The sequence below is a fragment of the Streptococcus gallinaceus genome, assembly GCF_040545695.1.
In the GTDB taxonomy this organism is placed as follows: Bacteria; Bacillota; Bacilli; order Lactobacillales; family Streptococcaceae; genus Streptococcus; species Streptococcus gallinaceus.
Genome location: NZ_JBEPMK010000006.1, coordinates 67,034 through 79,980, shown reverse-complemented (window position 1 = coordinate 79,980; position 12,947 = coordinate 67,034). Strand labels below are relative to the sequence as shown.

General features: G+C 43.3%; 15 protein-coding genes, 1 tRNA gene and 1 other RNA gene. 13 read left to right on the top strand and 4 right to left on the bottom strand.

The features are described from left to right. Positions 1-17: 17 nt before the first annotated feature. From recA to glf, 12 genes are all read left to right on the top strand, one after another. Positions 18-1,160, top strand: coding sequence for a recombinase RecA (recA, locus tag ABID27_RS08410; protein WP_253364691.1), 1,143 nt, complete (start codon positions 18-20; stop codon positions 1,158-1,160). Between the two features lie 144 nt (positions 1,161-1,304). Beyond that, the gene (gene spx, locus ABID27_RS08405) at positions 1,305-1,703 is read left to right on the top strand and encodes a transcriptional regulator Spx (RefSeq protein ID WP_222347529.1); all 399 of its coding nucleotides are present in this window, start codon (positions 1,305-1,307) and stop codon (positions 1,701-1,703) included. A gap of 119 nt (positions 1,704-1,822) precedes the next feature. Further along, positions 1,823-2,089 (top strand): IreB family regulatory phosphoprotein, encoded by a 267-nt coding sequence (locus ABID27_RS08400; protein WP_253364699.1) that lies wholly within the window; start codon positions 1,823-1,825, stop codon positions 2,087-2,089. Then, the gene (ruvX, locus tag ABID27_RS08395) at positions 2,089-2,508 is read left to right on the top strand and encodes a Holliday junction resolvase RuvX (protein ID WP_253364701.1); all 420 of its coding nucleotides are present in this window, start codon (positions 2,089-2,091) and stop codon (positions 2,506-2,508) included. Before ABID27_RS08400 ends, ruvX begins: the two co-directional genes overlap by 1 nt. A 10-nt stretch (positions 2,509-2,518) precedes the next feature. Next, positions 2,519-2,836, top strand: a complete 318-nt coding sequence (locus ABID27_RS08390; protein WP_222347526.1) for a DUF1292 domain-containing protein — start codon at positions 2,519-2,521, stop codon at positions 2,834-2,836. Between the two features lie 115 nt (positions 2,837-2,951). After that, positions 2,952-3,329: a hypothetical protein gene (locus ABID27_RS08385; protein ID WP_354281525.1), complete on the top strand. Its 378-nt coding sequence runs from the start codon at positions 2,952-2,954 to the stop codon at positions 3,327-3,329. Between the two features lie 199 nt (positions 3,330-3,528). After that, positions 3,529-5,091 (top strand): putative glycosyltransferase family protein, encoded by a 1,563-nt coding sequence (locus tag ABID27_RS08380; protein WP_354281523.1) that lies wholly within the window; start codon positions 3,529-3,531, stop codon positions 5,089-5,091. Between the two features lie 151 nt (positions 5,092-5,242). Beyond that, positions 5,243-7,435 (top strand): anaerobic ribonucleoside-triphosphate reductase, encoded by a 2,193-nt coding sequence (gene nrdD / locus ABID27_RS08375; protein WP_253364707.1) that lies wholly within the window; start codon positions 5,243-5,245, stop codon positions 7,433-7,435. A 21-nt stretch (positions 7,436-7,456) separates the two neighbouring features. Continuing rightward, positions 7,457-7,588, top strand: coding sequence for a hypothetical protein (locus tag ABID27_RS08370; RefSeq protein ID WP_301282816.1), 132 nt, complete (start codon positions 7,457-7,459; stop codon positions 7,586-7,588). Further along, entirely contained in the window at positions 7,588-8,079 is a 492-nt protein-coding gene (locus tag ABID27_RS08365; RefSeq protein WP_253364709.1) for a GNAT family N-acetyltransferase, read from the top strand. The genes ABID27_RS08370 and ABID27_RS08365 overlap by 1 nt, the downstream gene beginning before the upstream one ends. 22 nt (positions 8,080-8,101) lie before the next feature. Continuing rightward, positions 8,102-8,695, top strand: a complete 594-nt coding sequence (nrdG, locus tag ABID27_RS08360; protein ID WP_253364711.1) for an anaerobic ribonucleoside-triphosphate reductase activating protein — start codon at positions 8,102-8,104, stop codon at positions 8,693-8,695. 337 nt (positions 8,696-9,032) lie between these two features. Continuing rightward, a complete protein-coding gene (gene glf, locus ABID27_RS08355; RefSeq protein WP_354281626.1) occupies positions 9,033-10,136 on the top strand; it encodes a UDP-galactopyranose mutase in 1,104 nt (367 codons plus the stop codon). Between the two features lie 147 nt (positions 10,137-10,283). Here the strand turns inward: glf and ABID27_RS08350 are convergent. The 4 genes from ABID27_RS08350 to ABID27_RS08335 form a co-directional block, all read right to left on the bottom strand. Next, positions 10,284-10,356 (bottom strand) — tRNA-Lys (locus ABID27_RS08350). Position 10,357: 1 nt separating this feature from the next. Next, a non-coding RNA gene (gene ssrS / locus ABID27_RS08345) (6S RNA) lies at positions 10,358-10,552 on the bottom strand. 84 nt (positions 10,553-10,636) lie between these two features. Continuing rightward, the gene (locus ABID27_RS08340) at positions 10,637-11,929 is read right to left on the bottom strand and encodes a replication-associated recombination protein A (RefSeq protein WP_354281520.1); all 1,293 of its coding nucleotides are present in this window, start codon (positions 11,927-11,929) and stop codon (positions 10,637-10,639) included. Next, on the bottom strand, positions 11,919-12,413 hold the full coding sequence (locus tag ABID27_RS08335; protein WP_354281518.1) for a GNAT family N-acetyltransferase: 495 nt from the start codon (positions 12,411-12,413) through the stop codon (positions 11,919-11,921). The genes ABID27_RS08340 and ABID27_RS08335 overlap by 11 nt, the downstream gene beginning before the upstream one ends. 63 nt (positions 12,414-12,476) lie before the next feature. On the opposite strand from ABID27_RS08335, the gene ABID27_RS08330 reads away from it, so the two are divergent. Continuing rightward, positions 12,477-12,947, top strand: a complete 471-nt coding sequence (locus tag ABID27_RS08330) for a DUF3013 family protein (RefSeq protein ID WP_354281516.1) — start codon at positions 12,477-12,479, stop codon at positions 12,945-12,947.

The following is a 12,947-nucleotide window of genomic DNA, read 5'->3' as shown; positions in this document are numbered from 1 at the left end:
AAATAGGAGACATGATTTTGGCTAAAAAACCTAGCAAAAAATTAGAAGATATTACAAAAAAATTCGGCGATGAGCGTAAGAAGGCTCTGGATGACGCCCTAAAATCAATTGAAAAAGATTTTGGTAAGGGTTCTATCATGCGTCTTGGTGAACGTGCGGAGCAAAAAGTTCAAGTTATGAGCTCAGGTAGCTTGTCAATTGATATCGCTCTTGGTGCAGGTGGTTATCCTAAAGGGCGTATCGTCGAGATTTATGGACCTGAAAGCTCAGGTAAGACAACTGTCGCTCTTCACGCAGTAGCACAATGTCAAAAAGAGGGCGGAATTGCAGCCTTTATCGATGCGGAGCATGCACTTGATCCAGCTTATGCAGCTGCTTTGGGGGTTAACATTGATGAGTTGCTCTTGTCACAGCCAGATTCAGGAGAACAAGGCCTTGAAATCGCTGGTAAGTTGATTGACTCTGGAGCGGTTGACTTAGTAGTTGTTGACTCTGTAGCAGCACTTGTACCACGTGCAGAGATTGATGGTGACATCGGTGATAGCCACGTTGGTTTGCAAGCGCGTATGATGAGCCAAGCTATGCGTAAATTGGGTGCGTCTATCAACAAAACAAAAACGATTGCGATCTTTATTAACCAATTGCGTGAAAAAGTTGGCGTTATGTTTGGTAATCCAGAAACAACACCTGGTGGACGTGCTTTGAAATTCTACGCCTCTGTTCGTATTGATGTTCGTGGAAATACGCAAATCAAGGGTACTGGTGATCAAAGGGATACCAATGTTGGTAAGGAAACCAAAGTCAAAATCGTGAAGAACAAGGTGGCGCCTCCATTTAAGGAAGCCGTTGTGGAAATCATGTACGGTGAAGGAATCTCACGTACGGGTGAATTGATTGAGATCGGAAGTAATCTCGGTATTATCAATAAGGCTGGTGCCTGGTATTCTTACAATGGTGAGAAGATTGGTCAAGGTTCTGAAAATGCTAAGAAATTCTTGGCAGATAATCCAGCTATCTTTGATGAAATTGATCGTAAAATCCGTATTCACTATGGTTTGATTGAAGAAGATGCATCACCTAGTGTTGAAGTAGCAGAAGAAGTTGTGGCAGAACAAGACTTGGTCTTAGACCTTGATGGTGGTATCGAATTAGAAGATTAACCAACTGACCAGAGATTTTTCGGGAATCTCTGGTTTTTGCTTGACAAAACGCTAAAAAAGTTATAAATAGGTCTCCAGACCGAGTTCATTTGTGATATAATGGTCTATAATGTATTTAGTATAGGTAGCAAAGGAGATACTACATTGATTAAAATTTATACTGTATCTAGTTGCACGAGTTGTAAAAAAGCTAAAAATTGGTTAAATGCTCACCAATTATCTTATAACGAGCATAATCTTGGCAAAGAATCCATCACAAAAGAAGAAATTCTACGAATTTTGGCCAAAACAGAAAACGGCATTGCCAGCATCGTATCGTCTAAAAACCGCTATGCCAAGAGTTTGAACTGTGATATCGAAGAATTAAGTGTCAATGAGGTGATTGACCTCATCACGGAAAATCCTCGTATTCTAAAAAGTCCGATTCTGATTGACGAAAAACGTCTGCAAGTGGGCTACAAAGAAGACGATATTCGAGCATTTTTGCCTCGTTCTGTACGGAATGTTGAAAATGCTCAAGCGCGTATGCGAGCAGCTTTGTAATGAAGTGAGCAGTCTGAAACAATCAGACTGTTTTCTTTTCCAAATGATGCCCTATCATTGAAAGCGCTGATAAAATGTGCTATAATAGACTGTAAAATAGATTGAAGGAAGGTGTAAGTATGGGATTCACTGAAGAAACAGTTCGTTTCCGTTTGGATGATGGTAATAAGCAAGAGATTAGTCAAACATTGACAAATGTTTACAGCTCTCTAAATGAAAAAGGTTACAACCCTATAAATCAAATCGTTGGTTATGTATTGAGTGGAGATCCAGCTTATATCCCTCGTTACAACGATGCTCGGAATCAAATCCGTAAATATGAACGTGATGAGATTGTTGAAGAGTTGGTTCGTTTCTACCTGAAAGAAAACGGGATTGATTTATAATGAGAATCATGGGATTAGACGTTGGTTCTAAGACGGTTGGGGTAGCCATTTCCGATCCATTAGGCTTTACAGCCCAAGGGTTAGAGATTATTCCAATTAATGAAGACCAAGGTGAGTTTGGGTTTGAGCGTTTAGCGGATCTTGTGAAAAACTATAAGGTCGATAAGTTCGTGGTCGGTTTACCTAAGAATATGAACAATACGAGCGGTCCTCGTGTCGAAGCCAGTCAGGCTTACGGCGATAAACTCATCGAATTGTTTGGTTTGTCAGTAGATTACCAAGACGAGCGTCTGACGACGGTTGCTGCGGAGCGGATGTTGATTGAACAAGCAGATATCAGCCGCGGAAAGCGTAAAAAGGTTATTGATAAATTAGCTGCTCAGTTGATTTTACAAAATTATTTAGATAGAACATTTTAAGGAGGCCACCATGGCACACAATCATGAACACGACCACAATCACGACGAACGTGAGTTGATTACATTGGTTGACGACCAAGGTAATGAGACATTATTTGAAATTCTTTTGACAATTGATGGTCAAGAAGAATTTGGTAAAAACTACGTTCTCTTGATTCCTGCAAGTGCGGAAGAAGATGAAAACGGTGAAGTTGAAATTCAAGCCTACTCATTTATCGAAAATGAAAACGGTACTGAAGGCGACCTGCAACCAATCCCAGAAGATGCAACAGCAGAATGGGACATGATCGAAGAAGTATTCAACAGCTTCTTAGACGAAGAAGAATAAAAGAAAGAGCGGTTATACCGCCTTTTTTGTTTTGTAGACCTAGGCGTCAAAATTGACACTCTTTTACGTCCTATACTACAATAATAATTGTACAAATAGAAATGGAGGCTTGTAAATGAAACGAAGAGGTTTAATTTTATTGCTCGCTGCAACAGCGATATTCTTGGGAGCTTGTGATGACCGTGAGGTAGGTCACTCAGCAGCTAGTAGCCAAGTCAGAAGTTCCCAGTCATCCAGCACTACTGCGACAGACATTGATGGAACTTATATTTTGGAAGAGATGGACGAAACCAAGACTTTGACAATTTCCAAAGGGCAAGGTAGTTTAGAAACGCTTGAAAAAGATGGAGAAAAAGAAGTTGAGCAAGTGACGGTTGATACGGCTAAGAACCAACTCCGTATCGGCGAGGACCATCATACTTATCGGTTGGAAGGGGACAAATTAACCTTGACAGAAGACGATGGAGAGGCTTCTATTTATCAGAAAAAATAAGGGCTGCCTTCGGGCAGTTTTTTTCGAATAAATAGGTATGAAGAGTGAACAAAAGACAAATAAAGAAGAGTATCCTGGGAAGAAATGGCTAACTTTCCGTGAATTGGAGCGCTATGCTAAATTGCATCTCAAATCAGAGAGAAAATGACAGACATCAGACTTTTTGGTATAATGAATTCATTACACCAAGGAGAGTAACATGACAGAAATCGATACAGTAGGAACAGAAAATCTGTCCAGACGTTCACAGAAAAGAGGACGACGTCGTCGTGAGACAGTTGAATCTGAATCTTTTAATCATGAATTTAAGAAAAATCTAGTACCGGGTCGCTTTTTTCCGGCTCTACTATGGAGTCTCATCCTTAGTTTTTTGAGTGTGGGCAATCCTTTATTTACAGGATTGGCTAATAATCTTCAGACTCATACCCTGTATGCGGGAATGGCTATGAAAGCCGGTCAGAGTCCCTACGGAGACTTCTTCAGTAACAATGGTCTTCTGTACCATCTGTTGACTTTCTTAGGCACGTTTCTAGGAAATCCACTGGTGTTCGTCGGATTACAGTTTATCGCCTTGGTGATCGCGGGTGTCTACTTCTACAAATTAATGGCCTATTTTAGCCAAAGCCGTGAAACGGCCACTCAGTTGAGTATGTGGTTTTACCTGTTTGTACTGGCCTTGGGCTTTGGTGGTCTCTATGCAACCATTTTTGCCTTGCCATTTGTGTTGACCAGCCTTTGGTTTTTGGTTCGTTATTTTGAAAATGCGGTGCGGGACGAGGCTTTCATCCTGTACGGAATTGATGCAGCCTTGGTCTTCATGATTTATCCAAAGAGTGTGATCTTGTGGATTGTGGCGAGCTTAGTTTTATTCGTTTACAATATTCGCTATGGTCGTAAAGCGCGCGCTGTCTACCAATTTTTGGCAAGTTTATTTGGCTTCTTATTTATAATATACTCTGTTGGTTACTATACCTTCGTGAAGCAGATATTGGGTGTGGCCATCTCTCAGACATTCTTTTACAATCTGCAGTTGAATTTCATGTCTGCAACGATATTGTGGGTTGCAGGGATTGTCTTGTTGATCTTGTTCCTGACTGGCTTCCTGAAGAATTTTATCATGGCCTTGGCTTCTATGGCGTCTGGTAAGCATTTGGCTATCAAGATGGTTGTTATTTTAACCTTCTTGGTGCAAATTGTCTTTATTTTAGGCAATCCAGTGATTGATTTGAGTCAATTTATTTTATTGTTGCCTTGTGGTTTTGTCATGGCCCTTTCCTCTGTGGAGGAGAAAAAGGAAAGTCTTGATCTGGAAGAGTTGATGATTGAGGAGGAAGAAAAGCCTGCTCCCTACAGCTATCTTCGCTCACAATTTTTCCTTCCGATACTCGTGTGCTTGTTTATCCCAATGCAGCCAGTTTTGGCATTTGTCTTGGACGGTCAAGTGGCGAAGGAACGTACAGAGGTGGCCAGCTACATTAAGACTCATGCGGACAAAGATGCGGAGATTTACAGCTGGGATAACAGTGCGGAGGTCTACCTTAATTCAGGTCATCTTTCATCCTCTCGGTTTATTGCTGCCCAGCCATATTTGACAAATGAGGCTAAAACTGCTTTTGATTATGATTTGAACAATGGCAAGGCACAATATGTGGTGGTCAATAAAGGGATTTCCTTGCCGGAAAAACTCAAATCTGTCTTGCAGGATAACTACGAAAAAGAGGACTTAAGCACCTCACATCTTACGCTTTATAAAAAGAAATAAGTGAAAAAGGCTGTGAAAACAGTCTTTTCTTTTATATTTGCAATTCCTATATATTGTATAAAATATTTATTTTTTATTTTTTTTACACAATATATTGATTTATTTTTTTAAAGTGGTAGACTAGATATCAGTAAGTTAAAGGAGAAATGATATGGAAAATGTAGTAGTTGCAGTACAAGATTTACCATCAGTTGTCATCAAGCGGGATGGCCGTCGGGTGGCTTTTGACGAGGATAAGATTTACGAGGCTTTGCTGAAAGCGACTGCGGAAGTGGTTCCCATGTCTCCGTTAATGGAAGTGAAATTAAAGGGTATCTGTGACCGCGTTATCGCAGAGATTTCGGATCGCTTCCCACAAAATATCAAGATTTACGAGATTCAAAATATCGTGGAACACGAGCTCTTGCAGGCAAATGAATACGCCATTGCCAACGAGTATATCCATTATCGTACCAAGCGTGATTTTGAACGGGCAAAGGCGACCGATATCAATTTTACGATTGATAAATTGCTCAACAAAGACCAGACTGTCGTCAACGAAAATGCTAACAAAGATAGCGACGTCTTTAACACGCAACGTGACTTGACCGCAGGCATTGTCGGTAAATCGATCGGTCTAAAAATGTTGCCTGCCCATGTGGCTAATGCACATCAAAAGGGCGATATTCACTATCATGACTTGGATTATAGTCCGTATACGCCTATGACCAACTGCTGTCTCATAGATTTCAAAGGCATGTTGGCCAACGGTTTTAAGATTGGGAATGCTGAGGTCGAGAGTCCCAAGTCTATCCAAACTGCGACAGCGCAAATCTCACAAATTATCGCAAATGTTGCCTCTAGTCAGTATGGTGGTTGTACTGCTGACCGAATTGATGAATTTTTAGCACCTTATGCGGAGCTGAATTATCAGAAGCACCTCAAGGATGCGGAAGTTTGGGTGGCTGAGGATAAGCGGGAAGAGTATGCGCGTGCTAAGACGCGTAAAGATATCTATGATGCTATGCAGTCCTTAGAATATGAGATCAACACTCTCTTTACTTCCAATGGTCAAACGCCCTTCACCTCGCTCGGTTTTGGTCTTGGTACCAACTGGTTTGAGCGCGAGATTCAAAAAGCCATCTTGGAAATTCGGATTAAGGGATTGGGGTCAGAACACCGTACGGCTATCTTTCCGAAGTTGATTTTCACGGTTAAACGTGGACTCAATCTTGAGCCGGATTCGCCCAACTATGACATCAAACAATTAGCTTTGGAGTGCGCGACCAAGCGCATGTACCCAGACATGTTGTCCTATGATAAGATTATTGACTTGACAGGTTCCTTTAAGGCACCCATGGGTTGTCGTTCATTTTTACAAGGCTGGAAGGATGAAAACGGCCTAGAAGTCAACTCTGGTCGAATGAATCTTGGGGTTGTGACGGTCAATCTTCCACGAATCGCCTTGGAATCCAAAGGGGACATGGATAAGTTTTGGGATATTTTCAAGGAACGGATGGCAATTGCAAAAGATGCTCTGGTCTACCGTGTAGAACGTGTTAAAGAAGCGACACCAGCCAACGCACCAATTTTGTATCAATACGGCGCATTTGGCAATCGCCTTGGGAAATACGACAACGTAGACGACCTCTTTAGACATCGTCGCGCAACGGTTTCGCTGGGCTATATCGGCCTTTACGAGGTGGCAACAGTCTTTTATGGTGGTGATTGGGAGAAAAATGAGGTTGCAAAAGACTTCACCGTTGACATCGTTCGTCAGATGAAGGAACTCTGTGCGGATTGGTCTGATGAATACGATTATCACTTCTCGGTCTACTCAACGCCATCTGAAAGTTTGACAGACCGCTTCTGTCGCTTGGATGCGGAGAAATTTGGGCCAGTTGCAGACATCACGGACAAGGAATATTACACCAACTCTTTCCACTACGACGTGCGCAAGAATCCGACGCCATTTGAAAAATTGGACTTTGAAAAGGTGTATCCAGAAGCGGGTGCCAGTGGCGGCTTTATCCACTATTGCGAGTATCCTGTCTTGCAGCAAAATCCCAAAGCTTTGGAAGCCGTTTGGGACTATGCCTATGACCGTGTCGGTTATTTGGGAACCAATACACCGATTGATCGCTGTTACAAGTGCGATTTTGAAGGCGATTTTGAGCCAACAGAGCGTGGTTTTAAGTGCCCAAATTGTGGCAACACCGATCCTAAAACCGTCGATGTGGTCAAACGTACCTGTGGCTATCTGGGCAATCCTCAGGCTCGTCCAATGGTAAACGGACGCCACAAGGAAATCTCAGCCCGTGTTAAACACATGAATGGGTCAACGATTAAAACACCAGGAAATTAGAGAAAATAGAAAGTAGAGAAAATGGGAAAATTTCAATTAGATTATAAAGGAATGCAGCGTGTGGAGAAGTTTCACGAGAAACACTCAACCGTCAAATCAGACAAAAAATCGCGCGTGCAAGAATTGCTGAAAAAAGCTGGAAAGAAAAAGTAATGGAACTACGTAGACCAACCTTGGCCGATAAAGAAGCCATTTTAGCCTTGATGCGGGCTTTTGAAGAAGCGGGATCCGCTCACGATGGTGGTTTCTGGGATGCGGACAACTTCGACTACGAAGCTTGGATTGCTGGCAATGCTGACGCGGAGATGGGGCTAAACATCCCTGAGGGCTGGGTGCCTGCTATCCAGTTTGTAGGATTTGTAGGCGAGGAAGCCATTGGTTTTCTCAGCCTCCGCTTGCGTTTGAATGACCATTTGCTCAACCATGGTGGGCATATTGGTTACTCAGTCAAGCCAGAAGCGCGTGGTAAAGGTTACGCCAAAGCTATGCTAGAACAAGGTATCAGCGCAGCTATGTCCAAAAACATCCAAAAGGTGCTGGTCACTTGTAGCGTGGACAATCCAGCCAGTCGAGCGGTGATTATCGCTAATAGCGGTGTTTTTGAGGATGTCCGCGAGGGGACAGAAAGGTACTGGATAGGGTAATCTAGAGCAAAGGAGGAGTCACATGAATAATCCACAGCCTCAGGAATGGAAGTCGTCTGAACTGAGTCAGGGGCGCATCATCGACTATAAGGCTTTTAACTTTGTGGATGGTGAAGGTGTGCGGAATTCGCTCTATGTGGCGGGCTGTATGTTTCATTGTGAGGGTTGCTACAATGTAGCGACCTGGTCTTTCAAGGCGGGGATTCCTTACACCAAAGAACTGGAAGAGCAGATTATGGCGGACTTGGCACAGCCTTATGTGCAGGGATTGACCTTGCTGGGTGGTGAGCCTTTTCTCAATACAGGTATTCTCTTGCCCTTGGTCAAGCGGATTCGCCGGGAATTGCCTGAAAAAGACATCTGGTCTTGGACAGGCTATATGTGGGAGGAGATGATGCTGGAGACCGATGACAAGCTAGAATTGTTGAATTTGATTGATATTTTGGTAGATGGGCGCTTTGACCGCACCAAGAAAAATCTCATGTTGCAGTTCAGAGGGTCGTCCAATCAGCGCATTATTGATGTACAAAAATCGTTGGCACAGGGAGAAGTTGTCATCTGGGACAAACTCAATGATGGCAAGGCGAATTTTGAGCAAATCAAACGAGAAGAATGAGCGTGGGACTCAATCGTGATTTCACAGAAATCGATTTTGTTGACACTTGCTTTGCAAGCTCCATTTCCAGATTAAAAAGATCTCCCAGACCTTTTTAACCCATCACCGCACAGTTCAGTTGACTAGCTTTAAAGGTCCAAGGAGGCTGGAGATAAGGTTAACAAAGTTAGCCTCAACTATTCGAAATTGCTTGCATAGCAAGGAATGAGAACATGTCAACCTCTGCGTCAAACTGCTAAAATTATAAAAAATCAAGAACCCAGGACTGAGTCCCAGGTTCTTTTTTCTATTTAAAATATGGTATAATGGCATGGCGATAGAAGAAAGAGAGAAGAAAATGTACGATTATTTGATTGTTGGTGCGGGTTTGTCGGGAGCAATTTTTGCCTATGAGGCGACTAAGCGCGGGAAAAAGGTTAAGGTGATTGACAAGCGCAACCATATCGGTGGCAATATCTACTGTGAAAATGTTGAAGGAATTAACGTTCACAAGTACGGAGCACATATCTTCCATACGTCCAATCAGGCAATCTGGGATTACGTTAATCAATTTGCGGAATTTAATCACTATATCAACTCTCCAGTGGCTAATTATCAAGGAAAACTCTACAATCTTCCTTTCAATATGAATACATTTTATGCTATGTGGGGAACCAAGACGCCGCAAGAGGTCAAGGATAAAATTGCAGAACAGACAGCGCATTTACAGGATACGGAGCCCAAAAACTTGGAGGAACAAGCCATCAAGTTGATTGGTCAAGATGTCTATCAGACCTTGATTAAAGGCTATACAGAAAAGCAATGGGGCCGCTCTGCGCTAGATTTGCCGCCATTTATCATCAAGCGTCTGCCTGTTCGATTCACATTTGACAATAACTACTTCAACGACCGCTACCAAGGGATCCCAATCGGTGGCTACAATGTCATCATCGAAAAGATGCTGGAAGGCATTGACTTAGAGCTGGAGGTGGATTTTTTTGCTCACCGTGCTGACTTGGAAGCCAGCGCTGAAAAAGTTGTTTTTACAGGTATGATTGACCAGTATTTTGACTATGAGTTTGGGCAGTTGGAGTACCGTGGTTTGCATTTTGAGCACGAAGTATTGGATATGGAAAATTTCCAAGGAAATGCAGTTGTCAACTATACAGAAGGTGAAGTGCCCTATACACGGATTATCGAGCACAAGCATTTTGAGTTTGGGACGCAGCCAAAGACGGTCATCACTCGCGAATACCCTGCTGATTGGAAACGTGGGGACGAGCCCTATTATCCAATCAATGATGCGACAAACAACGCCATCTATGCTTGCTATCAAGAAAAAGCGACAGCCATGAGGGACAAGGTCATCTTCTGTGGCCGCTTGGCGGATTACAAATACTACGACATGCACGCAGTCATCGAACGCGCGCTGAATGTTGTAAAAGAAGAATTCGGAGAATAAAAGGCATTGAATATAAAAATGAAGCTAGTGCAGAACTTAGCTTCATTTTTTAGTTACACAAAGTTTGTGTCATCAAGTTACTTGAACAAATTTACTTCAGATAAGCAAAAAAGCCCGTCAAATCAGGCTTTTCCTCATGTTCAACCATGCCCCCTGCAGGGCTCGAACCTGCGACCCATAGATTAAGAGTCTACTGCTCTACCAACTGAGCTAAGGAGGCTAAAAAAGCTGTATTGGTACCGGTGACCCGTGATTTGTATTGATCCCGCACGCTTATAAGCAGGTGGGCAACGCGTTTCTGACTTAGTCGCTTCCGTGTGAGACGGCCTGCATACTGCCAGAAAACCTTAGTTTCCCTAGTAATACAAAAATAGTCGGTCAACACTTAGATACGGATTCGTATACCACAGCATTTATTCTGTACATTTATCTTATCACAATTTTTAAAAAATTCAAGAGGAAAAATGAAAAATTGGAAACGGTCTCAATCAAAATCTGTCTCATCCCTTGGCAGAACTAGATTTTCCAGCTTTCAAATTTTTAATTTTTTCTTGTGTCAAACCAAGTGCACGCTCGTATTTTCCAGTTTCATTGGCAGAGAAGTAGTGAGCAGTTTTTAGCTTATCAGGCAGGTATTGCTGGTCAACCCATTTTTCCGGATAGGAGTGCGGGTAGAGGTAGGTTTGGGCATTGCCCAACTCCTTGCTGCCAGCATAATGTCCGTCGCGTAAGTGACGTGGAATAGGGAGATTTCCAGATTTTCGTAGGTCGGCTAGTGCGGCATCCATGGCTAGATAGGCTGAGTTGGACTTGGGCGAAAGCGCCAGATCAATGACAACATTGGCAATGAGGATACGTGCTTCTGGGAAGCCGATTTTTTGTGCCGCATCAAGGGCGGTCACGGTGTGTATCTGTGCTTCGGGATTGGCCAGGCCAATATCCTCATAGGCGATGACCGTTAGCCTGCGGGCCAAGCTCGGTAAATCTCCTGCCTCCACCAAACGTGCAGCATAGTGCAGACTGGCATCCACATCGGAGCCGCGAATGGATTTTTGCAGGGCAGAGAGGACGTCGTAGTGCCCATCGCCATCTTTGTCCATGGTAATGTAGCTGCGCTGCAGGGAATTTTCCATGATATCCAGCGTGATGTGTCGCCTTCCGTCGGCATCTTCAGGAGTTGAGAGAACGGCTAGGTCTAGCGAGTTATAGGCAGACCGCAGGTCACCGTTGGTAGCTGTCGCGATAAAATCAAGTGCTTCTTCGTCCAAGATAACCTCAAATGTAAAGCCACGTTCCTTGTCGTCAAGCACGTTCCGAACTGCTTTTTTGACGTCTTCGTTGGAGAGGGGCTCTAGCTCGAAAATCTGTACTCGCGAGCGGATGGCAGGCGTGACGGAGAAAAATGGATTTTCAGTGGTAGCACCAATCATGATGATGTTGCCATTCTCCAAGAGAGGAAGCAGAAAGTCTTGTTTGGTCTTGTCTAGGCGGTGAATTTCATCGAGGAGAAGGACGAGGACGCCTGAAAATTTAGCTTCTTCTGCGATTTCTTGTAGGCGTTTTTTGGTGTCAGTAGTGGCATTGAAGGTCCGAAAGGCATACTGAGTGGTGCCTGCGATAGCTGATGCAATGGACGTTTTTCCGATACCAGGAGGCCCATAGAGAATCATGGAAGACAGACGATTGGCCTCCACCATACGGCGGATAATTTTTCCAGCACCTACCAGATGAGTCTGTCCAATGACTTCATCAATAGTCCGAGGGCGCATCCGAAGAGCGAGATTATCGAGCATGGTCTTCTCCTATCCATTTTCCAAAAATCAAGCCGTCGACATACTGCCCTTCTAGGTAGAAATGGTCGGTGAGACAGGCTTCAACTTGAAAACCATAGTTTTCATAAAAAGCGACAGCTTCGGGACTTGTCCCCATGACATGCATGGCAATTTTTTTGTAGCCAAGTTCTGTGGCACGAGTCAAAAAACTCTCCATCAATGCTCTACCAATGCCCTGAACACGGGATGGTTCTGCCACGAGGATGCCAAATGTCAGAACGTGTTTTCCTGATTCAAAAGGGTAAAAAGGAGAGTAGTCTAAGGCTCCGACCATGTGATTATCGATTTCTGCGACTAGGGTATTTCCCTGATTCTTCAGCGATTTGCTTACTTGTTCGACGGTGAATATCCGCTGATAGACGGGAGAAGTCTGCACTGTCCAGCCAGTATTTTGCAGGTGGACATAAGCCTCTAGGTCACTGTCCGTGATTTCTCTTATCCTCATGTTTTTCTCCCTCAATCATGTTATAATAAAATTATACTATAAATTAGAAAAGAGAGTTGAGAAATGGCTAAATTTGGATTTTTATCAGTATTAGAAGAGGAGTTGGAGAAGCACTTAGACTTTGACTTCGCCATGAATTGGGACAAGAAAAACCATGCGGTAGAGGTGACGTTTGTCCTCGAAGCGCAAAATCAATCAGAAGTGGAAACCGTTGATGAAGCGGGGGAAGTCTCAGCAGAAGACATCATTTTTGAAGATTATGTGCTCTTTTACAACCCTGAAAAGACAAAATTTGATGCGGAAGATTATTTAGTAGCCGTACCTTATGAGCCAAAAAAAGGTTTATCGCGTGAATTTTTAGCCTACTTTTCCCAAATATTAAACGACGTCGCAACAGAAGGACTCAGCGACCTTATGGACTTCTTGAGTGACGACACCATCCCAGAATTTGGTCTCAACTGGGATGCAGAATCTTTTGAAAAAGGCAGAGCTGAGTTGACGGAGACGGAGTTTTACGGGTATCCGAGGTATTGA

Coding starts and splice junctions, on each gene's coding strand:
- ABID27_RS08400 (WP_253364699.1), top strand. CDS start 1,823: ATGGGATTCACTGAAGAAACAGTTCGTTTCCGTTTGGATGATGGTAAT.
- ruvX (WP_253364701.1), top strand. CDS start 2,089: ATGAGAATCATGGGATTAGACGTTGGTTCTAAGACGGTTGGGGTAGCC.
- ABID27_RS08390 (WP_222347526.1), top strand. CDS start 2,519: ATGGCACACAATCATGAACACGACCACAATCACGACGAACGTGAGTTG.
- ABID27_RS08385 (WP_354281525.1), top strand. CDS start 2,952: ATGAAACGAAGAGGTTTAATTTTATTGCTCGCTGCAACAGCGATATTC.
- ABID27_RS08380 (WP_354281523.1), top strand. CDS start 3,529: ATGACAGAAATCGATACAGTAGGAACAGAAAATCTGTCCAGACGTTCA.
- nrdD (WP_253364707.1), top strand. CDS start 5,243: ATGGAAAATGTAGTAGTTGCAGTACAAGATTTACCATCAGTTGTCATC.
- ABID27_RS08370 (WP_301282816.1), top strand. CDS start 7,457: ATGGGAAAATTTCAATTAGATTATAAAGGAATGCAGCGTGTGGAGAAG.
- ABID27_RS08365 (WP_253364709.1), top strand. CDS start 7,588: ATGGAACTACGTAGACCAACCTTGGCCGATAAAGAAGCCATTTTAGCC.
- nrdG (WP_253364711.1), top strand. CDS start 8,102: ATGAATAATCCACAGCCTCAGGAATGGAAGTCGTCTGAACTGAGTCAG.
- glf (WP_354281626.1), top strand. CDS start 9,033: ATGTACGATTATTTGATTGTTGGTGCGGGTTTGTCGGGAGCAATTTTT.
- ABID27_RS08340 (WP_354281520.1), bottom strand. CDS start 11,929: ATGCTCGATAATCTCGCTCTTCGGATGCGCCCTCGGACTATTGATGAA.
- ABID27_RS08335 (WP_354281518.1), bottom strand. CDS start 12,413: ATGAGGATAAGAGAAATCACGGACAGTGACCTAGAGGCTTATGTCCAC.
- ABID27_RS08330 (WP_354281516.1), top strand. CDS start 12,477: ATGGCTAAATTTGGATTTTTATCAGTATTAGAAGAGGAGTTGGAGAAG.